The organism is Amycolatopsis sp. NPDC004625 (assembly GCF_040609695.1).
GTDB lineage: Bacteria > Actinomycetota > Actinomycetes > Mycobacteriales > Pseudonocardiaceae > Amycolatopsis.
On the sequence record NZ_JBEXKX010000002.1, the window covers coordinates 20,483 to 42,992 of the forward strand.

Consider the following 22,510-nt stretch of genomic DNA (forward strand, 5'->3'; position numbering starts at 1 on the left):
TCCCACCGTGCATGTGACAACGTTGTCAGGAGGACACGGATGAGAACGCGTACGCGCGTCCTGGCCACCCTGCTCGCCTCGGCCACGACCCTGGCCCTCGCGACCCCCGCCGAGGCCGGACCCAGGTTCGCCGACGACCCGACCACGCTCGTCGACACCTCGATCGGCAACAACGGCGACGGCACCACCTTTCCCGGCGCCACCACGCCGTTCGGGATGGTCCAGCTCAGCCCGGACACCCAGCTCAAGAAGTACGCGTCCTACGACTACGCGCAGGACACCACGCTCGGCTTCAGCCACACCCACCTCTCCGGCGTCGGCTGCCAGACCATGGGCAACTTCCGGTTCATGCCGACCACCGGCGCCGTCACCAGCAGCGATCCCGCGAAGTACGGCGCGAAGTTCAGCCACGCCGACGAAACCCGCCGGCCCGGCTACTACGGCGTCAAGCTCGCCGACGGCATCGGCGCCGAGCTGACCGCCACCCAGCGCACCGGCCAGCACCGCTACACCTTCCCCAGCGGCGCGACCAGCGAAAACGTCCTCATCGAGGTCGGCGAGAGCAACGGCTACACCTACGCCGGCGACGTCCACGTCGTCGGGAACGACACCGTCGAGGGCTGGCTGCAGGGCGGCAACTTCTGCTGGGAGACGCAGAAGGAGCGCTACAAGGTCTTCTTCAGCGCCAAGTTCGACCGCAAGTTCACGAGTTTCGGCACCTGGACCGACAGCAAGCTGGCGCCGAACCAGCGCGACGCGAAGCTCGGCAGCCAGCGCACCGGCGCGTGGCTCACCTTCGACACCGCGAAGAACCAGGTCGGCGCGTCGGTCGGGCTGTCCTACACCTCGATCGACGGCGCCCGGCTCAACCGCACGGCCGAGCAGCCGAAGTCGTTCGACAAGGCCCGCCAGGCCGCGCACGACACCTGGCGCGACGAGCTGAACCGCCTGCGCGTCGCCGGCGGGACGACCGCCGACCAGCGGACGTACTACAGCGCGCTGTACCGGTCGCTGCTGCACCCGTCCGTCGGGTCCGATGTGGACGGTTCCTACCGCGGCTTCGACGACGCCGTCCACCGCAGCCGCGACACGTACTACCAGATGTTCTCGCTGTGGGACACCTACCGCTCGCAGAACCAGCTCGTCGCGCTGCTGCACCCGGACAAGGCCGCCGACATGACGAAGTCCGTCCTGAAGATCTACCAGGACGGCGGCTGGGTCCCGCGCTGGGCGCTGGCCGGCGGCGAGACGAACGTGATGAGCGGCGACCCCGTGACGCCGTGGGTGGTCGACAACTACCGCCGCGGCCTGCTCGACGACCGGACCGCGCGCCAGCTGTTCGACGCGTTGTGGCGCAACGTCAACGAGGTGCCCGCGGACCAGTCGATCTTCCGCGGCCGCGACGGCAACCCGACGTACGTGAAGAACGGCTGGATCGGCTACCAGGACCTGCCCGGCTACACCTACGGCGACACGCGCCAGGCCGGGTCGGCGACCCTCGAATACGCGCTGGCCGACTGCGCACTGTCCACAATGGCCTCAGGGCTCGGCTACCGCGACAAGGCGGCGACCCTGCGGGCGCGCTGCGGCAACTTCGCGCACCTGTGGGACACGAGCGTGGAATCCCACGGCTACACCGGCTTCCCGCGGACGAAGGCGGCGGACGGCACCGGCGTCGGCGACCCCGACCCGGCCCAGTCCGTGGGCTTCCACGAGGGCACGCCGTGGCAGTACCAGTGGCTCGCCCAGCAGGACACGGCGAAGCTGTTCGCCCTGATGGGTGGTCCGGCGCAGGCGGAGAAGCGGCTCGACACGTTCTTCGACATGCCGTTGCTGCTGACCGACCCGGCGAAGGCGGCCAAGGACTCCTGGGTCCACGGCGCGTACGACTACCACAACAACTTCGCGTTCAACCCGAACAACGAGCCCGACCTGCACGCACCCTGGATGTACAGCTGGACGGGCGCGCCGTGGAAGACCTCGGCGGTCCTGCGCGCGGCGCGGACGTTGTTCACCGACACGCCGTACGGCATGCCGGGCAACGACGACCTCGGCACCATCTCGTCGTGGCTCGTCTTCGGCATGACGGGCGTCTTCGAGGCCCAGCCGGGCTCCGGGACGTACCTGCTGAGCACGCCGATGTTCGAGAAGGTGGAGATCCGCCCGGACGGCGGCCGCAGGATCGAGATCGAGGCGCCCGGCGCGAGCGCGGCGAAGCTGCAGTACACGAAGGAGGTCCAGGTCGGTCACCGCGGCTACGACCGGAGCTGGATTTCGCACGCGGACCTGCTGCGTGCGGGCAAGATCCGGTTCACGCTGAGTGACACCCCCACGACGTGGGGCACGACGGCGGCCCCGCCCGCGATGTAGGCCGGCGGCGGGGCTCCGGACAACGCGGCACGAAAGGTGCTTCCCCCGTGCGGCGCCCCGCCGTTTCTGCTGAGCTGGGGGCATGCCCGACCAGAAAACGACCGCCACCGAGCGGTTCTTCCGGATCGCGATCGCGATCAAGGGCCTCGACGGCGCGCTGCAGGTCGTCGGGGCCCTGATCCTCGCGTTCGTCCCGGCGGCGGCCGTCAGCGGCTTCACCCACGCGGTGATCACCCGCGACCTCCTCGGCGACCCGTCGGGCACCCTGGCCCGCCACCTGGAGTCGGCGACGGAGAACTTCCTCCACGGCGACACCAAGACGTTCGCGGTGGCGTACCTGCTGGCCCACGGCCTGATCAAGCTGGGCCTGGTGTGGGCACTGGCCCGCAAGATCGTCCGCGCCTACCCGGTCGCGGCGGTGATCCTGGCGGCGTTCGTGGTGTACGAGATCTTCCGCGCGGTGCACACGCATTCGATCGCGCTGCCGTTCTTCGCCGCGCTGGACGTGGTGATCATCGTGCTGGTGCTGCGGGAGTACCGGCAGCTCAAGCGCGAGGCCTAGGGTTCACGCGGCGACGGGAAACCGGACCGTCGTGCTGTCGACCTCCAGGGGTTCGACGTAGAGGGCGGTCGCGTTGTCCGAGCCGCCGCGGGCCAGCGCGGCTTCCACCAGGTCCGCCGCGCCCGCGCCCGGCCGGGCCAGCACCGCGCGGATGCCGCTGCCGGTGAGCGGCTTGTGCACGCCGTCGCTGGTCAGCAGCAGGCCCGCGCTCGTCGTCTCCGCCGTGCCGATCTCGGGCGCCTCGGCCGTCCGGACGCTGGTCGTCACGACGTGCTCCATCCGCGGCGTCACCGGCTGGTGGCGGGCGCGGAAGTACTCGGCGAGCGTGTGGTCGGTGGTCAGGCGGCTCAGCGTGGTGCCGTCCCAGGCGTAGGCGCGGGCGTCACCCACCCAGGCGATGCGGTACCCGCCGTGGCCGGCCGGCACGGCGACGACGAGCACGGCGTCCCCGAGCGTCTGCGCCCGCACCGCCCGCTGCGCGGCGAGCACCGCCTCGACCGGTCCTTTGTGGACCGGAGTCCGCGCGGCGGCCGCGGCGGCGATCCGCGCGGCGCTTGCGGCAGCCGGATCGTCCCCGACCCCGTCGGCGAGCGCGAAGGCGATCCCGGCCCCACCCGCGGCGGCGTACGCGCCGACGGCATCGGCGTTGAGCGAGCGCGGCCCCTGCGCGCTCGCGGTGTGCCAGCGCGGGTAACCCGGACGTGTGGTGATCATCGCGGCCTCCTCATCCCCTCTGCCTCCGATGATCCGCGCCGAACCTAAGCATCCGCTGAGACTTTCCTGTGCCGGCGGTGTCGGTCCGCGCACCGTGGGAACGGGGTGGGGCATGGAGTTCCGGATTCCCGGGCCGCCGGCGCGCGATCCATGTCTCTGTACGATCGGTGCCGTGGACGACTACCGCGCACTGGAGAACCTGATCGCCTCCTACGCGGCCCTGGTCGACGCGGGAGACTTCGCGGGAGTGGGCGCGTTGTTCGCGACAGGGGCATTCAAAGGCAGCGGAGGCACACTCCAAGGCGCGGCGGCGGTCGAGCGAATGCTGCGCGAGTCGGTGATCGTGTACGAGGACGGAACACCGAGAACGAAACACGTGACGACGAACATCACGCTCGAGGTGTCCGGCGAGGTGGCATCGGGGCGCGCGTATTTCACGGTCCTGCAGGCGGTGCCCGGGTTGCCGCTGCAGGTGATCGCGGCGGGAAGGTACGAGGACCGCTTCACACGGGAAGAGAGCAGCTGGCGTTTCACGGAACGCCGGGCGACGGTGGACCTCGTCGGCGAACTCAGCCACCACCTGCGGCCCCGCACGGATTAGCCGGTTCGCCGGCGCAGCATTCTGCCGACTTTCGGCCCTTCCTCGACGATCAGCGGTGCGCCGATTCCGCAGCTCACCCCGATGAGAATTTCCGACCAGTGCGGAATTCCCACCGGAAGGAACGCAAGGGCAAGGGCGACGATCGTGAACCACAGCTTCCACGAGCGCAGCAGGAACTGCGCCGCGCGGGCGAGCGGACTGACGCTGACCGACCGTGACCAGGCGTCGTCGAACAGCCTGACGAAGAGGCGGACGAAATTCGGGGTCAGGCCCTGCGGTGAGGCCACTTCGAGCATCACGCCTTCGAGGCTTTGCTGCCCGTAGGGATCGTAGACGTCGAACCGGACGGTTCTTCCGTCGACGGAAAAGCAGGTCGCCAGCTCCATGTCCTCGGCGGTTCGGCAGAGCCGAACGGCGGCGTGCGGGCAGTCGCGGAAGCTTCGCTGCCACTCGCGAATTCGTTCCGCCGATATCGAGCGCACGTTGGCCGAGCGGATCCGCGCCGCGAGCGCGGGCTCCGCGAGCAGGATCTTGACCTGGACCCCGGCCCGCGCCCGGTTGCGCAGGACTTCGACGGTGTCGTCGTACGGTGCCGTGACGAGCATGGGCAGGCAGATCTCGTTCTGCGCCGATTCCAGCAGCCGCAGGTAGGACTGGAAGACGGCGTTCTCCGGCATCGAACCGACGACCTTGACGTAGGCGGCGAGATCCACCCGCAGCCTCGAAAGGTGGTCTTCGACGTCCGGTTGCCCGAGCCGGTTCGCGATCGAGGCGCGCAATGCGGGGGCTTGGACGGTCAACGTCTTGCCGAACACTTCCCGCGGGGCGAGCCAATTCAGGTCGCGCAGCTCCTGAATGGCTTTCCGCGCGTCGACCACCGTTTCCAGGCCGGGGTACTGGCGGACTATCTCCACGAGATCGTTCTCCGAGCGGGAATAGCCGCGAGTCGCCATCACGATGGCCAGAATCGACGCCGGGCGGGAAAGTCCTTCTTGGTGCAGTTGCTGGGCAAGGTGGATTTCGGAACGGTCGAGACCGGCCACGCTGCTCCCTCCCCGCGGCGAGCGTTCGATCCTAAGTCGCGACCCGGGCATTGTCAGTCCGCCATGTGGGGGGTGCCGACGAAACGGATCGGCCCCGGACGTCGGCTGCCGCCGTCGCCCAGGGCCGATCGTGAAATCGTCAGCTCTGCAGGTCGTACACCGCCTGGCCGTCGACCGTCGTCGCGGTGAAGTTCGCCGTCACCCACTCCGTGATCTCCGACGAGCCGCCGCCCGGGCCGCCGCCCCGGCCGCCCTCGATGTAGTACTTCACTTCACCCGCCGCCACGTACGCCTTGAACTCGGCCAGCGTCGGGGCCGGGTCCGAGCCGCTCCAGCCGCCGATGCCGATCACCGCCTTGCCGCTCGCCAGCTCCAGCGAGGCCGCGCTCTGCGAACCGGTGGTCGCCGCCGCCCACTTCGTCGTCGTCTGGGCCAGCAGCGTCCCGATCGCGCTCGACGACGAGTCGTCACCGAAGCCGCCCATCGCGCTCGACGTCGGGCCCGAGGTCGGGATCGAGCCGCTGTGCGCCACCGAAGCCGTCTCGACGCCGTACGCCGCCGACGACACGCCGATCGTCAGGACCACCGCCGCCGCCACGACGGCCACCACACGGCGTGACGCCGGTACACCCATCACCAGCACCGTCCCGACGAGCACCCCGAGCACCGCGACGATCCACCGCAGCGCCGGGAACCACTCCGGCGTCCGGTCGAGCAGGATGAACGACCACACCGCGGTCGCCACCACCATCCCGGCCAGCGCGGCCCGCGGCGCCAGGTGCGCCCGGCCCTGCCACAGCGCGCGACCGGAAATCGCGACCAGCGCGGCGATCGCCGGGGCCAGCGCGACCGCATAGTACGGGTGCACCGTCCCGCTCATGAAGCTGAACACCGCCGCCGTGACGACCAGCCAGCCGCCCCACAGCACCAGGGCCGCCCGGGACCGGTCCGTCCGCGGGGCGCGGCGGGTGAACCACAGCCCGGCGACCAGCCCGATCAGCGCGGCCGGCAGCAGCCACGAAATCTCCGTCCCGAAGCTGGCGCCGAACATCCGGAACAGGCCGGTCGAGCCGCCGAACCCGGTGTTGCCGCCCATGCCGCCGCCGCCCATGCCGCCGTTGCCTTCGCCACCGAAGATGCGGCCCAAGCCGTTGTACCCCAACGCGAGTTCGAGCAGACTGTCCCCTTCGGACCCGCCGATGTACGGCCGCGAGGCGGTCGGCCACAGGTCCACCAGCGCGATGAACCAGCCCGCCGAGACGACCAGCGCCACGACCGCACCACCGAGGTGCAGCAGCCGCTTGCCCAGGGACGTCGGCGCCGCGATCAGGTACGCCAGGCCGAACGCCGGCAGCACCAGGAACGCCTGCATCATCTTCGTCAGGAAGCCGAACCCGAGAGCGACACCGGCCAGCGCCAGCCACTCCGGGCTCGCCTTTTCCGTTGCGCGCACGACGAAGTAGGCCCCCGCGACCATCAGCAGCACCAGCAGCGCGTCCGGGTTGTTGAAGCGGAACATCAGCGCCGCGACCGGCGTCACCGCCAGCATCGCCCCGGCCAGCAGCCCGGCGACCGGGCCCGAAGTCCGTTTCACCGTCAGGTACAGGATCCCGACGGACGCGACGCCCATCAACGCCTGCGGCGCCAGCACGGTGAAGCTCGAGAAGCCGAAGATCCGGGCGAACGCCGTGCCGACCCAGAGCGCCGCGGGCGGCTTGTCGACGGTCAGCACGTTGCCGGAGTCCAGCGAGCCGAACAGCCACGCCTTCCAGCTCTGCGTCCCGGACTGGACGGCGGCGGCGTAGAACGAGTTGCCGTAGCCGGACGCGGTGAGGTTCCAGAAGTACAGCACGGCGGTCGCGGCCAGCAGCCCGAACACCGCCGGGCGGACCCAGCGCGGCGGGGCGTCCGCGGCGGACTCCCTGCGGTGCCGGGGTTCGGACACCGGGGCGGGCAGGACGGCGGTCATCAGTACTCCTTCGGGGTGGTGGCCTGACGGCGCGGGTTGAACACCCAGCCGCGCAGGAGCAGGAAGCGGAGCACCGTCGCGGCGAGGTTCGCCAGCACGAGCACGGTGATCTCCAGGACGAGGCCGGGGGTGGTGGATCCGTTGAGCAGGGCCAGCGACCCGCTCGTGAGCGCGAGCCCGAGGCCGAACACGAGCAGCCCTTCGAACTGGTGCCGCCCGGCGCCGGCGCGGCCGCGGATGCCGAACGTGAGCCGCCGGTTCAGCGCGGTGTTCCCGACCGCGGTCACCAGCAGCGCGGCGAAGTTCGCCGGCTGCGCGCCGACGGCCGTGCGCAGCAGCAGGAACAGCACGAGGTAGGCGAGCGTGCTGCTGACGCCGATCGCGGCGAACCGCACCAGCTGCGTCACCAGCCGCGGCGGCACGCCCGGCGCGTCGACGCCGATCGGCTGCCTGCCGAGCTGCTCGCGCAGCCGGCTGACCGGGATCTCGCCGGTGAAGGTGGCCTTGGTGACGCGGACGATGCCCTTGAGGTCCTCGGTGGCCGTCCGGACGATGTTGACCGACGAGTCCGGGTCGTCGACCCAGTCGACCGGCACCTCGTGGATCCGCAGCCCGGCCCGCTGGGCCAGGACGAGCAGCTCGGTGTCGAAGAACCACCCGGTGTCGACGACGTGCGGCAGCAGTTCACGGGCGACGTCGGCGCGGATGGCCTTGAAGCCGCACTGCGCGTCGCTGAACTTCGCGGCGAGCGTCGAGCGGAGGATCAGGTTGTAGCAACGGGAGATGAACTCGCGCTTCGGACCGCGCACGACTCGCGCCCCCCGGGCGAGCCTGCTGCCGATGGCGAGATCGGAGTGCCCGGACAGCAGCGGCGCGACGAGCGGCCCGAGCGCGGCGAGATCGGTGGAGAGATCGACGTCCATGTAGGCGAGCACGGCGGCGTCGGAGCCCCGCCAGACGGCGTTGAGCGCGCGGCCGCGGCCCTTCTCGTCGAGGTGGTGGACGGCGACCTCGGGGAACTCCCGGGCGAGCCGTTCGGCCACCTGCAGCGTCGCGTCGGTGCTCGCGTTGTCGGCGACGGTGATCCGGTAGGGGTAGGAGACGTGCTCGGCCAGGTGGGCGTGCAGCCGTCGGATGCACGGTTCGAGGTCGGTCTCTTCGTTGTGGACCGGGATGACGACGTCGAGAACAGGCTGCGGGCCGGCCAGATCGACCGGGACGGTCCCGGGCCGCGACGAGGAGGCGGTGGCTGTCATGCCCCCACGGTCGCGGCCGCCGCTTTGGTGATCGTGTGTTCTCTCTGTGCGGTTCCTGTGCGGTGCCCGGCGAGACGCCGGGCACCGGCCGGGCTCAGCTGTGCACCCGCAGCGGCACGACGTTGCTCGGCAGGGACGCGCGACCCGGTTCGTGCTTCGGCGGGGTCGGGCTGATCGTCAGCGTCACCAGGCTCGCGTACTTCGGGTGGCGGTCGACGTACACCTCGGGCACCCCGCAGGCCGCGGCGAGCACGCTGCGAGTGCGGTGCAGGTGCTCGAAGGAGTCACGGCCGTACAGCGAAACCACGATGTCGCCGCCGCGGGGGCGGCTCCACAGGATCGCCGGGCGGCGGCCGCCGGGCAGGCGCAGGCCCGGGAACGCCGCGCGCAGGCGGTGCTGCAGGACCACCGCGCGGATCCGGGCCCGTACCCGGTGGCGGCGCAGCACCGCCGTGCCGAGCACGGCGGCGAAGACCGCCGACGTCCACAGCGGGCCGGCCCACAGCGCGAACGTCACCGCGCCGTAGGGGAGCAGCGTCACGGCCAGGATTTCCCACCGCCAGTGGTACACCCGTAGCGGGAAGGCCGGCTGCGTGCTCGTCATTTCCGTGCTCCTTTCGGTCGGACGGCGGCGCAGGGCACCGCCGAGGTGGCGCAGGAGACGTCCGGCACCGGCGGCCAGCACGAGGGCGGCGACGATGACCGGCCCGGACGTCATGTCGGGATCCGGGTCTTCGGGGTGGGCTCGGGTTTCACGTCGCGGTCGCGGCCGAGCTGCCAGGTCCAGCGCCAGCCCGCCCAGATCGCGACGGCGGACCCCAGCAGGACGAGCACGAAAGCCTGACCCACCAGCCCGTCGAGCGGGGCGAGCCGCAGCAGCACCAGCAGCGCCCACAGCTGCGAAGCGGTGAAGGGGATGACGAGACCGGCCGCGTAGACGCCACGGCGCCAGCGGCTCGGGGGCGGTACGGTGGTGTGCGGATCCATGGGAGCCCTCCTCCTCTGCGTAAATCCAGGAAACCTCCGGCTCGCCGTGCGCTCTGTGTCAGGTGACACACAACGCGGAATTCAGCTCGCCAGTCGTCGAAGTTCGGCCAGGCGGTGGATCGTCACCTGTCTCCTGCCGGTGCTGATCACCCCCAGCCGCCGCAGTTCTCGCGTCGCGCGGGCCCAGGACTCGCGGGAGATCGCCGCCGTCATCGCCAGCTCGGCCTGGGTGGCCGGGACCGTGATCCGGATGTCTTCCCCGCGCGGCACACCGTGCTGGACGGCCAGCTGCATCAGCTGCGCGGCGACCCGTCGCGCCGCGGCGCCGCCGCTGAGGTCCAGCCACTGCCGGCCGACGGACCGCAGCCGCGTGGACAGCACGACGAGCAGGGCCCAGGAGAGGCGCGACCGCGCCCGGCACAGCGAAGCGAACCGGTCGCCGGGAATCTCCAGCACGTCGAGGTCCTCCAGCGCCTCGACGGTCGCCGACCGCGGCTGCGCGTCGATCGCGGCGAGTTCGCCGACGACTTCCCCCGCGCCGCGCACCCCGATGACGACCTCGCGCCCGTCCGGCGCGCCGTGGACGATCCGCACGTGCCCGGCCAGCAGCACCAGCACGACGTGGGTGTGGTCGCCTTCCCGGCACACGGTTTCGCCGCGCCGGTACGAGCGCCGGGTGGCGGCGTGCGCCACGGCCTCGCGATCCGCCGGGGGCAGATCGGCCCAGAATCCCGTCGGTTCCACCGTCCCCACCTCTTTCCGTGCTACGCGGTCATGTCCTCCTGGCGCCGGGCGGCGACTGCCGGGGTGTGGACCCACCCGCGCAGCCGCTGGGTGCCGACCTTGACGGTCACCGTCCGGAGGTAGGCGTCGTGATCGATCCCCGGGTAGCCGTGCCGGACGACCGAGCGGTGCATCTCCGGTGAAATGACGAGGACGAGCGGGGCGGCCGTGATACGCAGCTGCCGCCGGAGCTCCCGCGCGTCGACGAACCGGCAGACGATGTCGACGTCCTCGCCGTACGGGCCGCGGCTGTCGTAGTGCACTTCGCCGGCGTGCACCGCGACCCGCAGCCGGAAGGCGAGTTCCGGGTGGGTTTCGCCGTGCCGCACCAGCAGTTCGGCCAGGGAGGGGACGACGGTGGTGAGCAGCACCGGCTTCGGTGCCTGGTCGACCGGCCGGACCAGGCAGAGCGCGCCGTCGCCCCGGTCGACGAAGCCGTCGCGGTACTTCTTGGTGATTCCACCGGCCAGGAAGGCCTCGTCCAGCAGCTCGTACAGGACGGTGCGGAGCCGGGCCCTCGCCGGGTTGGTCCGCGTCGTCGAGCCTTCGATGTCGACCGCCACCATGGCCCGGTGGAGCGGGACGTGCTGCGCTGGAGTACTCATGGCCTGCTCCTGCCTTCAGATCAAAACTGAAGTTCAGTCAAGGAGACTGTATGCCGTGAAGTACCCTGGATCAACTGAGATGAATCGGTGTTATCTGTTCGGTGCGGGGAAGTTCCGCTGGGCGTAACGTTTCAGTCCCAGCTTCGGTGGGCCGCCGACCGAGATACTAGTGACGGGGAGTAGTATCGGTCGTCTTATCGGGACTACTGAAATTTCCTGAAGGGCGGCCCGAGACGTGTCCCCAGTCCAGCAGCCGCGGCCGGCGCTCGCCCGCCGCCTGCGCGCCCTGCGCGAGTCGTTGTGGCCGGACGCCGGGATCACCCAGACCCAGCTCGCCCAGGCGCTCGGCGGCGACAAGCCGCTCAGCATCTCGCTGATCTCTTCGTGGGAGAACGCCGACAAGCCGGTCGCGCCGCCGCACAAGCGGCTCGAGGCCTACGCGACGCTGTTCGCGACCCGGCGGTCGCTGGACGGCGGAACCCTTCGTGTCCTCCCTGTCCACCAACTGACGGACGGCGAGCGGGCGCGGCGCAAGGGACTGCTGGAGGAGCTGCTGGGGTTGCGTGAAGGCCGGGGCTCCGTCTCTCCGGCGTCGGGGGCGGACATCTGGACGTTCGAAGAAGTGCAGAACATCACCATCGTCTGCGCCCGGCTGCCGGAAAAGTACCGGCGGCACCTGTCCTACGCGGACCCGGAGAGCGCCGACTTCGTTTCGCTCTACACCTACGCCGATCCGGACGCGCTGATCGAGCTGTTCGGGCACATCCGCGCGTGCAACCCGGACAACAACGTCAAGTTCTGCACCAGCGACGAGCTGACGGCCGACGACTACACGAGCCACCTCGTCCTGCTCGGCGGCGTCGACTTCAACTCGGTGACCCGGGACGTGATCGAGCGGGTGGACCTGCCGGTCGAGCAGGTCGCCCGTGCCGACGACGCCGAGCACGGCGGGTTCCGGGTGCAGCAGGAAGGCCACCCGAGGCTGTTCGAACCCAAGCTCGACAGCCGCGAACACCTGCTGGAGGACGTCGCCCACTTCTACCGCGGGGAAAGTCCGTTCAACCGAAAGCGCACTGTGACCGTGTGCAATGGTATGTACGGCCGAGGAACGCTGGGTGCGGTTCGGGCTCTGACGGACGCGCGCTTCCGCGATCGCAACACCGCGTACGTGCGGGAGCGGTTCGGCGATGTGGAATCCTTCAGCATCATCAGCCGCGTGCCTGTCGTCGGGGGACAGGGGCTGACTCCCGATTGGACCCTCGAGGAGAACCGGTTGCACGAGTGGCCCGAGGTCGCCGGGTGAGCCCGCGGCAGCACGAGTCGCACCAAAGCCTCCTGGCGCACCGCGATCGGGCGGCCGTGTCCGGCGCGGCGATGGACGCGATCATCGTCCCCACCGCCCGCCCGCCCGCCTACCTGCGGCAGGCCATCGCCGTGGCCGGCGAACGCGACGTGCTCCTGCTTGTCCTGTGCAGTAAACGATCCACAGGTTCCGACGCCATCCTGGAGGCGAAAAACGCCGGAGTCCGCGCGCTCGCCCTCGACGTCGACCTGCTGGACCCCGGGCTGGTGCCGGACTTCGCCACGGACCGGCTCCTGCGCTTCACGCGGTTCCGGCGGCTGACCGACACCAGCTTCAAGCGGAACCTGGCGCTGCTCATCGCGGTGCTCGCCGGCTGGAAGCGGATCCTCTTCCTCGACGACGACATCGAGCTGCCGAACCCCGCGGACCTCGGCGTCGCGGCCGCCCTGCTCGGCGAATACCCCGTCGTCGGCCTCGCGAACGCGGGCATGCCGGACAACTCCGTCGTGTGCCACGCGATCCGGGACGCCGGGGGGACGCAGGACACCTTCATCGGCGGCGGCGCCCTCGCGGTGGGGGAGGCGGCCTTCAGTTCGTTCTTCCCCAACATCTACAACGAAGACTGGTTCTTCCTGCTGGACGGCATGAAACTGAGACCGTCCGCGATCACCGGAACGGCGATCCAGAAGCCCTACAACCCTTACCGCGACACCCGCCGGGCCCGCAACGAGGAACTGGGCGACACCCTGGCCGAAGGCGTTTTCGGGCTGTTCGACAGCGAACTCGGCCTGCCGCAGGCCGACAAGGCGTACTGGCGGGAGTTCCTCGCCGACCGCCGCCGGATCATCCGCGACACCATCGACCAGGTGGAGGCGGCGCCGATCGAGTCGGGCGAGCGGGCGCGGATGGTCGACTCCCTGCGCGCGGCGATCGGCCGCAGCCTGCTGATCTCCCCGGAGCTCTGCGTGCGTTACCTGCGGGCCTGGCAACGTGACTGCGTGAGCTGGCGGCAGCGGGTGACGGACCTGCGGCGCGACCACCACGGCGGTTCGGGCGTCGAGCACGCCGTCGAGGCGCTGGGCATCCCGCTGCTGGCCCAGTCCGCTTTCGACGTCAAGGTCAGCACGGGTGCGAAGCGCCGATCGGGTGCGCCTCGGTTCGCGGCGTCGGCGTGATCGGGACCAGGTCCCTGACCAGGACGTGACAGCGCTCCGGTTCCTCCAGGACGGCCCCGTTCCGCAGCGTCGTCCGCGCGTAGCAGACGACCTCGCCGTGCCCCCAGTCGCGGTAGCCGAGCTGGTCGTACAGGCGGGCGGCGTCGTGGTTGTCGGTCCGCACCGCGAGCGCGACCTGGTAGCGGCCCGTCTCGAGGAGGTGGCGCTCGGCCGCGTGGACCAAAGCCGTGCCGATGCCCTGCCGCCGCAGGTCCCGGCGGACCACCAGGTGCGTGATCAGGGGAATGCCGGGCAGGTGATGGCGGATGGGCAGCTCCTCGGCCACCTCGCGCCACAGGTACACGGCGCCGGCGGGCCGCAGGCCCAGCCGGGCGAGGTACAGCTCGCCGAGGCCTTTTTCCTGCCGTTCGTAGCGATCGGCGAAGAATTCGAGGTCACCGAGGGCCGCGGCGAACGAATCCAGGTCTGCCGAGCGGGCCGGCCGTACGGAGGGCTCGGTCATCGGCAGGAACTCCTGTTCGCCTGGGCACCACCAGTGTGCCGGAGTGAGCCGGTTCTTGACCAGGTTGCCCGGGTCCGGACCGGCGTCACACCCTGCTTTCGTCTTGTCTCACGCGGTCGCGGTGAGGTCGTAGACCGTTACACCGTCCACAGTGGACGCCTGGTACGTCGACGCCACCCACTCGGCGATCTGCTGGGCCGCGTCCGAGCCGGTCGAACCCTGCATCGTCATGCCCTCGCCCAGGAAGTAGTGGATCTGCCCGTTCGCCACGTACTGCCGGAACTGGGCCGGCGTCGGGTACGGGTCCGTCCCGTTGAACCCGCCCACCGCCAGCACCGGCGCTCCGCTCGCCAGCTGGTAGCCCGCCGCCGCGTTCGAGAGGACCGTTGCCGCCGTCCAGGTGTAGTGGGACGCGTCCTTCTGGAGCAACGCCGTCAGCGATGCGCCGGGCAGGGTCGTCGACAGCAGCGAACCCGGGCCGCCGCCACGACCGCCGCCGAAGCCGCCAGGCCCACCGAACCGGCCGCCGCCGAAACCCGATGACGGGCCGGCCGACGGGATGGCTCCGCTGTGCGTCGTCGACGCCGTTGCCAGCGTGTACGCGCCCGTGCCGGACACCAGCACCACCAACGACAGGGCCGCCACCAGGCCGGCCGCCCAGCGGGTCAGGTGGGCCGCGAAGAACAGGGCCACCGCCGCCAGCAGGCCGCCCACCAGGACCGTCGGGGCCAGCCACGGCTGCCACGACGAGCCCAGCAGCAGGTACGCCGTCAGGGCCGTCAGCGCCACGCCGCCGCTGAGCAGGCCGGACGCCGCCGGGTTGGCCCGCAGCCGCCACAGCTGGACCGCCGCCGTGCCGGCCAGGGCCGCGATCGCCGGGGCCAGCGCCACCGTGTAGTACGGGTGGATGATGCCGCCCATGTAGCTGAACACCAGGGCCGTCACCAGCAGCCAGCCGCCCCACAGGAGCAGCGCCGCCCGGGACGGGTCCGCGCGCGGGGCGCGGCGGGTGAACCACAGGCCCGCGCCCAGGGCCAGCAGCGCCGCCGGCAGCAGCCAGGCGATGCCGCCCGCCATCTCGCTGCCGAACAGCCTGGTCAGGCCGGTCGACCCCCAGCCGCGGCCCCCGCCGCCGCCGACGCTGCCGACCTCGTCGCCGGTGATGCGGCCGAAGCCGTTGTAGCCGAAGACCAGCTCCCACAGCGAGTTCGTCTGGGACCCGCCGATGTAGGGCCGCGAAGCCGCCGGCCACAGTGCCACGACCACCAGGTACCAGCCCGCCGCCAGCAGCGTCGAGCCGAGCGCCCCCACCAGGTGCAGCAGCCGTTTGCCGAGCGGCACCGGCGCGGCGACGAGGTAGGCGAGTGCGAACGCGGGCAGCACCAGGAACGCCTGCAGCATCTTCGCCAGGAAGCCGAACCCGACCGCGACGCCGGCCAGCGCGAGCCAGCGCGGGCTCGCCTTCTCCAGCGCACGCACCACGCAGTACGCCCCCGCCACCAGCAGGAGCACCAGCAGCGCGTCCGGGTTGTTGAACCGGAACATCAGCGCGGCGGCGGGTGTCAGGGCCAGCACCAGGCCCGCGACGAGCCCGGCCGCCGGGCCGGACGAGCGGCGGACCGTCGCGTACAGCAGCCAGACCGAGCCCACGCCCATCAGTGCCTGCGGCACCAGGACGCTCCACGCGTTCACGCCGAACAGCCGCGCCGACAGGCCCATCACCCACAGCGCGGCCGGGGTCTTGTCGACGGTGATCGCGTTGGCCGCGTCGCTGGAGCCGAAGAACAGCGCCTTCCAGCTCTGCGAGCCCGCCTGGGCGGCCGCGGAGTAGAACGCGTTGGCCCAGCCGGAGGCGCCCAGGCCCCACAGGTAGAGCACCGCGGTGGCCAGCAGCAGAACGGCCAGGAGCGGCCGATGCCAGGAACGACGTGCCGGGAGTGAAGGGGGTACAACAGTTGCGCGTGACGCGAGGGCGGTCATGAGATCAGCTTCCGGTGCCCAGCTGGGGCCGGGTTGTGCCGATGCTGTGCACCCGCTGTGCGGGGACGGCCACGGGCAGGCGCACCGCGAACTCCGTCCGGCCGGGCCGGCTGTGTACCTCGATCGTGCCGTGGTGGGCCACGACGACGGCCGACGCGATCGCCATGCCGAGCCCGGTGCTGCCCGCGGTGCGGGACCGCGAGGAGTCGCCGCGGGCGAACCGCTCGAACACGTCCGGCAGCAGGTCCGGGGCGATGCCGGGACCGTCGTCGGTCACCGTGAGCACGGCGCTGCCGTCGGCCGAGCGGGCCAGCGCCGTCACCACCGCCGTGCCGGGTGGGGTGTGCGTGCGGGCGTTGGCCAGCAGGTTCGCCAGCACCTGGTGCAGCCGCTGGACGTCGCCGAGCACGAGCACCGGCTCCGGCGGGAGTTCCAGCCGCCACTGGTGCTCGCGCCCGGCGACCCGGGCGTCGCCGACCGCGTCGGCGACCAGGCGGGTGAGGTCGACCTCGCGCACGTCGAGCGGCCGGCCCGCGTCGAGCCGCGCCAGCAGCAGCAGGTCCTCGACCAGCGACGACATCCGGACGGCTTCGGACTGGATCCGGCCCATCGAGTGCGCCACGTCCGGCGGCACCAGCGCGCTGCCGCGGGCGGCCAGCTCGGCGTACCCGCGGATGGCGGCCAGCGGCGTGCGCAGCTCGTGGCTGGCATCCGCGACGAACTGCCGGACCCGGATTTCGCTTTCGTGACGTGCTTCGAGGGCCTGGGCGACGTGGCCGAGCATCAGGTTCAGCGCCGAGCCGACCTGCCCGACCTCGGTCCGCGGGTCGGTGTCGCCCTCCGGGACGCGGATGGACAGCGCCACCTGGCCGCGGTCGAGCGGCAGCTCGGTGACGCGCCCGGCGGTGGCCGCGACGCGCTCGAGCGGGCGCAGCGTGCGGCGGACCGCGAACGCGCCGAGGAAGGCCACGCCGAGCACGCCCGCCGCGGCGACGCCGAACAGGATCAGCCCGACGGTGAGCAGCGTGTCGGTGACCGGCTTCATCGGCAGGCCGGTCACGACCACCTCGGACGTGCCGGTGACCGGCAGCGCCGTCAGCCGGTACTCGCCGAGGTCGGCGAAGGACATCGTGTGCGGCTTGCCGTCGGCGGGCACCGACCGCATCAGGGCCTGCTGGTCCGCGGACAGGTACAGCCGTCCGCCGTGCTCGGCGATGCTGTCGTCGTGCACGAGCGTCTGCCCCGAGAAGGTGGCGCTGACCGTGCCGACGTTCTGCCCGAGCGGGTGCGCGCCCTGCTGCTCCGGCGGCGGGCCGCCGTCCGGGGGGCGGGCGTTGCTCGCGAAGACCAGCGAGCGGTTCGCCGCGGCGGACAGCTGCTGGTCGATCTGGCGGGTGAGGAAGAGGTCGAGCGCGAACTCGCTGACCACCCCGACGAGCAGGCACACCACGGTGAGCAGCGCGACCATCGAGCCGGTCAGCTTCGCGCGCAGCGAAAGCCGCCCCCGGCGGGGGCGTGGCGGAACGGTTCGCGCGGCCATGGATCCAGCGTCCGTCGGCGCCGTGTGTGCGGGTTGTGTGCTGCCTGTGAGGCGGCTGTGCGGTGACCGGCCCGTGACGGGATGTCCGGTTCCTCCGGTCACAGGAACGGCTGACGGCGGGCACAGTCGGTGCACAGCCGGCGGCTCCACCGTGGAGGGCACCCGAAGAACGAGGAGCGAAACCATGACCACACCGCAGGCACCGTCCACTCCGGACCAGACGTGGGGTGCGGCACCCGCCCAGGCCCCGAAGCCGGCTTGGTCGCCGGGCAGGAAGGTCGCGGCGGGCGCCGTCGCGGCGGTGATCGTGGCCGGCGGGGGAGCGGCGATCTGGGCCGCTTCGTCGTCGGCGTCCACCGACGCGCAGGCCGGCCCGGGCGGGACGACGGGCGGTCCCGGCGGCATGCCGGGCGGCGGCCTGGCCGGGGCCCTGCACGGCGAGTACGTGACGTCGGACGGCAACGGCGGCTACGTCACGAAGGTCACGCAGACGGGCGAGGTGACGGCGCTGAGCGCGACCTCCCTGACCGCCAAGAGCGACGACGGCTTCTCGAAGACGTACACGATCACGTCGGCCCAGGCGACCGGACTGGCCACGGGCGACACGGTCACGGTGGTGGCCACGGAGTCCGGCAGCACGGCCACGGCGACGTCGGTGACCGACGGCGAGTCCGGGCCCCAGGGACAGCAGGGCCAGGGCACCCCGCCCACCGGCGCTCCGGCCCGGACCGGCTGACTCGGCGGCCCCGGAGGTCAGCGGCGGTCGTAGTCGACCGCGACCTCCGGGGCCGTCGCCCGCGAGCGGCAGGTCAGGATCCGGTTCGCCGCGACGTCGTCTTCCGTCAGCGCGTAGCGGACGTCCATGTCGACCTGGCCGTGCAGCAGCGTCGCCCGGCACGTGCCGCACGCACCGCCGGTGCACGAGTACGGGACCTCGAAACCCGCCCGCAGGGCCGCGTCCAGCACCGTTTCGCCGGCCTCCGCCGGCACGCTCGTCGTCGCGCCGCCGAGGGTCACCGCCACCGTCGCCGCCGCGCCCGCCGGGTCGGCCGGGGGTGCCGCGCCGCGGAACAGTTCGAAGTGGACGTTCTCCTCGGGGACGTCCGCGTCGGCCAGCGTGCGGCGGGCCATGTCCAGCAGGCCGCGCGGGCCGCACAGGAACCACTCGTCGACCTTCGCCGGGTGCAGCCGGTTCTGCAGCAGCGCGCGCAGCCGCGTGCCGTCGAGGCGCCCGCGCTGGTAGCGCTCGTGCGAGATGGCGAGCGCCTCGCCGACCGCGTCGAAGTGCCGGGGCCGGTGCGCGTGCAGGTCCGGGTCGCGCTCGTCGGTGCGGTAGTGGACGACGTGCAGCCGCCCGCCGAAACCCTCGGCGAGCGCGCTCAGTTCCGGCGCGAACAGCGTCGTCGCGCCCGAGGTGTTGACGTACAGCAGCGTCGCCCGGCTGTGCGGCTCCGCGGTGAGCGTGCTGACCAGGATGGACAGCACCGGCGTGATCCCGCTGCCCGCCGCCAGCGCGACGTGGTGCGCGGCCCGCGCCGGGTCCGGGACGAGCGTGAACGCGCCCGACGGCGGCAGCACGTCGAGGTGGTCGCCCGCGGCCAGTGTCGTGGTCGCGTAGCCGGAGAACGCACCGCCCGCGCGCCGCTTCACCGCGATCCGCAGCTCGCCCGAGCCCGCCGGCGCGCAGATCGAGTACGTCCGCCGCACCGGGTGGCCGTCGATGACCGCCTGAACGGCCACGTGCTGGCCGGCGGTGAAGCGGAACTCCGGCGCCAGGGCCGGCGGGACGTCGAAGGTGATCGCGACGGCGTCCGCGGTCAGCGGCCGGACCTCGCGCACCCGCAGCCGGTGGAACCGGCTCGGCCCGAGGGGCGGCGGTTCGGGGCCGGGTTCGTCGTCGCCGAGCCCGTCGGCCAGCCGCCGCCACGCGCGGTACTCCGCCGGGGTCAGCTCGCGGCCCCACGCCGTGATGATCGGGACGTCGCGGGCCAGGTAGGCGTCCCGGTTGTCCCGCCACGCCCGCAGGTAGCGGTAGAACGGCACGGCGGGGTGCAGGTGGTGCACCAGGTGGTAGTTCTGGAACAGCATCATCGGCGTCATCAGCCACTCCAGCCCCACTCGCACCCGGGTGGTGCCGAACTTGTCCCGCGGTTTCGCCGCGGGCAGGCCGTGGTGGGGCAGCCAGTCGAACCACCACGCGAGCACGGCCAGCCCGATCCGCTGCGGCAGCACGTACCCCAGCAGCAGTTCGGGGCCGTGGCCGCAGGCGATCAGGACCGCGGCGGCGACGGACGCCAGCGACAGCAGCACGATCGTCTCCGCCCGCTCCGGGGCGGGCCGGCTGCGCGCGCGGGAGGTGTAGAAGTGCGCGTACCAGAGGTCGATGGTGAGCCAGCGGAACGGCAGCGACCACCAGGATCCCTGTGACGTCCACGCATCCGGGTCGGTGTGCGAGTCCGCGTTCGTGTTGCGGTGGTGTTCACTGTGGACGAACCGCAGCAGCGGAAACGCGGCGTACGCGGCGACGAACGGCATCGCCAGCCGGCCGAGCAGCTCGTTGACCCATGTCAGCTTCCCTGCGGCGTGGTGGGCCGATTCGTGCACCACGGTGAACATCGTGAAGGTGACGATCGCGTGCAGCGGCACGGTGAACACCGGCGGCGCGATCCCGGCCAGCAGCAGCCAGGTCGCGGTGACCCACAGCGCGACGCCGCCGGCGAACAGCAGGAGCGTCGGGACCGACAGGCGCGGCAACGGGATCCGCGGCGAAGGCACCGGGCGGCGGCCGGGCGGCGACGGCGGCGAGCCGGACGTCAGGGAGCCGCGCGGCGGGGTATCGACGACGGGCATCGAGCGGTCTCCTCGGTCGAGAAGCTCCTGGCGAGGCGGGAGTCACCGTAGACAACCCGTCGTCGTTTGTAAACGTCGTGCCAGGCTTCGAAAAAAGGTCTGGGCCAGCCGAACGCAAGCGGTGGGTAAGCTGCCCTTGTGAAGGCCGTCACCCCTCCCGCCCCCGCGCGCACCCGGGACCGGCTGCTGGACGCGGCCACCGTCCTCATCGCCGGCGAGGGCTGGGCCGCGGTGACGATGGGCAAGCTGGCCGCGCACGTCGGCGTCAGCAGGCAGACCGTCTACAACGAACTCGGGTCGAAGGCCGAGCTGGCCGAGGCGTTGCTGCTGCGGGAAACCGAACGGTTCGCCGAGCGCGTGACCGAGGTCGCCGCCGCCCACCCCGGCCGCGCGGTCGACGGCGTCACCGCCGCGTTCCGGGAGACCCTCGAAGCCGCCCGCGTCAACCCGCTGCTGCTGATCGCGCTCGGCTGCCCGCAGGGCGGCCGCGACGACTTCCTCCCGCTGCTGACCACCCGGCCCGAGGGCGTGCTGGCGCGCTCGGTCGACACCGTGGCGGCCGTGTTCGCGCGGGTCTACCCGGAGGCCGGGCTGACCCCGTCGGAGTGGACGGTCGCGGTCGAGGCGGTCGTCCGGCTGCTGCTCTCCCACCTGGTGCAGCCCAGCGGCTCGGTGGCGCACGCGAGCGGCCAGATGCGCTGGGTGATCGGCCGGATGCTGGGCGCCTGACCTCGCAGGTGGCCCCCGGCCCGGTCGCGAAGGCCACTGGCCTAGACTCGGACGTCCCGGCCGCAGGTTGGCCGGGGCCATTTCCGCAGGATTGTCCTACACAATCGTTACCGCTCGAGGAGAAGACCTTGAAGAGCACCGTCGAGCAGCTGAGCCCGACGCGAGTCAAGATCAATGTCGAGGTGCCGTTCGACGAGCTCAAGCCGAACTTCGACCGCGCCTACCGCAAGATCGCCCAGCAGGTGCGCATCCCGGGCTTCCGGCCCGGCAAGGCGCCCGCTCGCGTCCTGGAAAGCCGGATCGGGCGCGGCCCGGTGCTCGACGAGGTCGTCAACGAGGCCATCCCGGCCAAGTACATCGAGGCCGTCCGGGCCAACGAGGTCCGCACGCTCGGCAACCCCGAGTTCGACGTGACCAAGCTCGAAGACCGCGACGTCCTCGAGTTCACCGCCGAGGTCGACGTGCGCCCGGAGATCGAGCTGCCCGACCTGGACGGCTTCACGATCACCGTCGACGACGTCGAGCTGACCGACGCGGAGGTCGACGAGCAGCTCGACGAGCTGCGCGCCCGCTTCGGCACGCTGACCGGCGTCGAGCGCCCGGCCGAGACCGGCGACTTCGTCTCGATCGACCTGTCCGCCACCGTCGACGGCGAGACCGTCGAAGAGGCGAGCACCACCGGGCTGTCCTACGAGATCGGCTCCGGCCAGCTCGTCGACGGCATCGACGAGGCGATCGTCGGCGCGAACGCCGGCGAGACCAAGACGTTCACCACCCAGCTCGTCGCCGGGGAGCACGCCGGCAAGGACGCCGAGGTGACCGTGACCGTCCAGTCGGTCAAGTCGCGCGAGCTGCCCGAGGCCGACGACGAGTTCGCCCAGATGGCCAGCGAGTTCGACACGATCGAAGAGCTCAAGAACGACCTGCGCGAGCGGCTCGGCCGCGTCAAGAAGATGCAGCAGGGCGTCCAGGCCCGCGACAAGGTGCTCGACGAGCTCCTGGAGCGCACCGAGGTGCCGATCCCGGAGAAGGTCCTCGACGCCGAGATCGAGAACCGCAAGCACGACGCGATCCACCCGTTCGACCACGACGAGGCCCAGTTCGCGAAGGCCCTCGAGGCCGAGGGCCGCACGCTCGAGGAGTTCGACGCGGAGACCCGCACCGAGTCGGAGAAGGCGGTCCGCACGCAGCTGCTGCTGGACACCATCGCCGACCGCGACGAGGTGTCGGTCAACGACGGCGAGCTCACCGAGCGGATCATCTACCAGGCCCAGCGCTTCGGGATCAGCCCGGACGAGTACGTCCAGCGCGCCCAGCAGTCCGGCCAGCTGACCGCGATCTACGCCGACGTGCGCCGCGGCAAGGCCCTCGCCTCGGTGGTCCGCAAGACCACCGTGACCGACGGTTCGGGTGCCGAGGTCGACCTTTCGGAGCTGTTCGGCAGCGACGAGCCGGCAACCGAGGAGACGCAGGTCACCGACGAGGCGGCGAAGACTCCGGCGGAGTGAAGCTGTGAGCGAACTTGGGCGGTGTCAGGCATT

20 protein-coding genes are annotated in these 22,510 nt (G+C 71.6%); 8 read left to right on the forward strand and 12 right to left on the reverse strand.

Going from position 1 to position 22,510, the window contains the following annotated elements; translation table 11 throughout:
• Positions 1–39: 39 nt before the first annotated feature.
• A complete protein-coding gene (locus tag ABZW17_RS01905) occupies positions 40–2,370 on the forward strand; it encodes a GH92 family glycosyl hydrolase (protein WP_354808656.1) in 2,331 nt (776 codons plus the stop codon).
• Positions 2,371–2,452: 82 nt separating this feature from the next.
• Positions 2,453–2,932 (forward strand): DUF2127 domain-containing protein, encoded by a 480-nt coding sequence (locus tag ABZW17_RS01910; RefSeq protein WP_354808658.1) that lies wholly within the window; start codon positions 2,453–2,455, stop codon positions 2,930–2,932.
• Positions 2,933–2,935: 3 nt separating this feature from the next.
• On the opposite strand, the gene ABZW17_RS01915 is transcribed toward ABZW17_RS01910, so the two are convergent.
• A complete protein-coding gene (locus tag ABZW17_RS01915; protein WP_354808660.1) occupies positions 2,936–3,646 on the reverse strand; it encodes a serine/threonine protein phosphatase in 711 nt (236 codons plus the stop codon).
• A 172-nt stretch (positions 3,647–3,818) separates the two neighbouring features.
• Here ABZW17_RS01915 and ABZW17_RS01920 point away from each other — a divergent pair, with 172 nt between their 5' ends.
• Positions 3,819–4,247, forward strand: coding sequence for a nuclear transport factor 2 family protein (locus tag ABZW17_RS01920; RefSeq protein WP_354808662.1), 429 nt, complete (start codon positions 3,819–3,821; stop codon positions 4,245–4,247).
• Here the strand turns inward: ABZW17_RS01920 and ABZW17_RS01925 are convergent.
• The 7 genes from ABZW17_RS01925 to ABZW17_RS01955 form a co-directional block, all read right to left on the reverse strand.
• Positions 4,244–5,290, reverse strand: a complete 1,047-nt coding sequence (locus ABZW17_RS01925) for a hypothetical protein (protein WP_354808664.1) — start codon at positions 5,288–5,290, stop codon at positions 4,244–4,246. The genes ABZW17_RS01920 and ABZW17_RS01925 overlap by 4 nt on opposite strands.
• Before the next feature lie 139 nt (positions 5,291–5,429).
• Positions 5,430–7,259, reverse strand: coding sequence for a glycosyltransferase family 39 protein (locus ABZW17_RS01930; protein WP_354808666.1), 1,830 nt, complete (start codon positions 7,257–7,259; stop codon positions 5,430–5,432).
• On the reverse strand, positions 7,259–8,515 hold the full coding sequence (locus ABZW17_RS01935) for a bifunctional glycosyltransferase family 2/GtrA family protein (RefSeq protein ID WP_354808668.1): 1,257 nt from the start codon (positions 8,513–8,515) through the stop codon (positions 7,259–7,261). The genes ABZW17_RS01930 and ABZW17_RS01935 overlap by 1 nt, the downstream gene beginning before the upstream one ends.
• Positions 8,516–8,609: 94 nt before the next feature.
• Entirely contained in the window at positions 8,610–9,233 is a 624-nt protein-coding gene (locus tag ABZW17_RS01940) for a hypothetical protein (RefSeq protein WP_354808670.1), read from the reverse strand.
• Positions 9,230–9,502: a hypothetical protein gene (locus ABZW17_RS01945; RefSeq protein ID WP_354808672.1), complete on the reverse strand. Its 273-nt coding sequence runs from the start codon at positions 9,500–9,502 to the stop codon at positions 9,230–9,232. The genes ABZW17_RS01940 and ABZW17_RS01945 overlap by 4 nt, the downstream gene beginning before the upstream one ends.
• Before the next feature lie 81 nt (positions 9,503–9,583).
• Positions 9,584–10,246 carry a Crp/Fnr family transcriptional regulator gene (locus ABZW17_RS01950; protein ID WP_354808674.1) on the reverse strand — a complete coding sequence of 221 codons (663 nt, stop codon included), beginning with the start codon at positions 10,244–10,246 and terminating at the stop codon, positions 9,584–9,586.
• Positions 10,247–10,266: 20 nt separating this feature from the next.
• Entirely contained in the window at positions 10,267–10,890 is a 624-nt protein-coding gene (locus ABZW17_RS01955) for a hypothetical protein (protein WP_354808676.1), read from the reverse strand.
• Positions 10,891–11,125: 235 nt separating this feature from the next.
• On the opposite strand from ABZW17_RS01955, the gene ABZW17_RS01960 reads away from it, so the two are divergent.
• Together ABZW17_RS01960 and ABZW17_RS01965 are read left to right on the forward strand one after the other, a co-directional pair.
• On the forward strand, positions 11,126–12,193 hold the full coding sequence (locus ABZW17_RS01960) for a helix-turn-helix transcriptional regulator (protein ID WP_354808678.1): 1,068 nt from the start codon (positions 11,126–11,128) through the stop codon (positions 12,191–12,193).
• Entirely contained in the window at positions 12,190–13,368 is a 1,179-nt protein-coding gene (locus tag ABZW17_RS01965) for a hypothetical protein (protein WP_354808680.1), read from the forward strand. The genes ABZW17_RS01960 and ABZW17_RS01965 overlap by 4 nt, the downstream gene beginning before the upstream one ends.
• Here the strand turns inward: ABZW17_RS01965 and ABZW17_RS01970 are convergent.
• From ABZW17_RS01970 to ABZW17_RS01980, 3 genes are all read right to left on the reverse strand, one after another.
• Positions 13,313–13,870: a GNAT family N-acetyltransferase gene (locus ABZW17_RS01970; protein ID WP_354808682.1), complete on the reverse strand. Its 558-nt coding sequence runs from the start codon at positions 13,868–13,870 to the stop codon at positions 13,313–13,315. The two genes, ABZW17_RS01965 and ABZW17_RS01970, sit on opposite strands and share 56 nt — an antisense overlap.
• A 108-nt stretch (positions 13,871–13,978) precedes the next feature.
• Positions 13,979–15,850 (reverse strand): glycosyltransferase family 39 protein, encoded by a 1,872-nt coding sequence (locus ABZW17_RS01975; RefSeq protein ID WP_354808684.1) that lies wholly within the window; start codon positions 15,848–15,850, stop codon positions 13,979–13,981.
• 4 nt (positions 15,851–15,854) lie between these two features.
• Positions 15,855–17,390, reverse strand: coding sequence for a HAMP domain-containing sensor histidine kinase (locus ABZW17_RS01980; RefSeq protein WP_354808686.1), 1,536 nt, complete (start codon positions 17,388–17,390; stop codon positions 15,855–15,857).
• A 184-nt stretch (positions 17,391–17,574) separates the two neighbouring features.
• Between ABZW17_RS01980 and ABZW17_RS01985 the strand changes: the two genes are divergently transcribed.
• Entirely contained in the window at positions 17,575–18,126 is a 552-nt protein-coding gene (locus tag ABZW17_RS01985; RefSeq protein ID WP_354808688.1) for a hypothetical protein, read from the forward strand.
• A gap of 17 nt (positions 18,127–18,143) precedes the next feature.
• Here ABZW17_RS01985 and ABZW17_RS01990 read toward each other — a convergent pair whose 3' ends face one another.
• Positions 18,144–20,240 (reverse strand): fatty acid desaturase, encoded by a 2,097-nt coding sequence (locus ABZW17_RS01990; protein WP_354808690.1) that lies wholly within the window; start codon positions 20,238–20,240, stop codon positions 18,144–18,146.
• 138 nt (positions 20,241–20,378) lie between these two features.
• Here ABZW17_RS01990 and ABZW17_RS01995 point away from each other — a divergent pair, with 138 nt between their 5' ends.
• Together ABZW17_RS01995 and tig are read left to right on the forward strand one after the other, a co-directional pair.
• Entirely contained in the window at positions 20,379–20,969 is a 591-nt protein-coding gene (locus tag ABZW17_RS01995; protein WP_354808692.1) for a TetR family transcriptional regulator, read from the forward strand.
• A gap of 128 nt (positions 20,970–21,097) precedes the next feature.
• Positions 21,098–22,477, forward strand: a complete 1,380-nt coding sequence (gene tig, locus ABZW17_RS02000; protein WP_354808694.1) for a trigger factor — start codon at positions 21,098–21,100, stop codon at positions 22,475–22,477.
• Positions 22,478–22,510 lie beyond the last annotated feature (33 nt).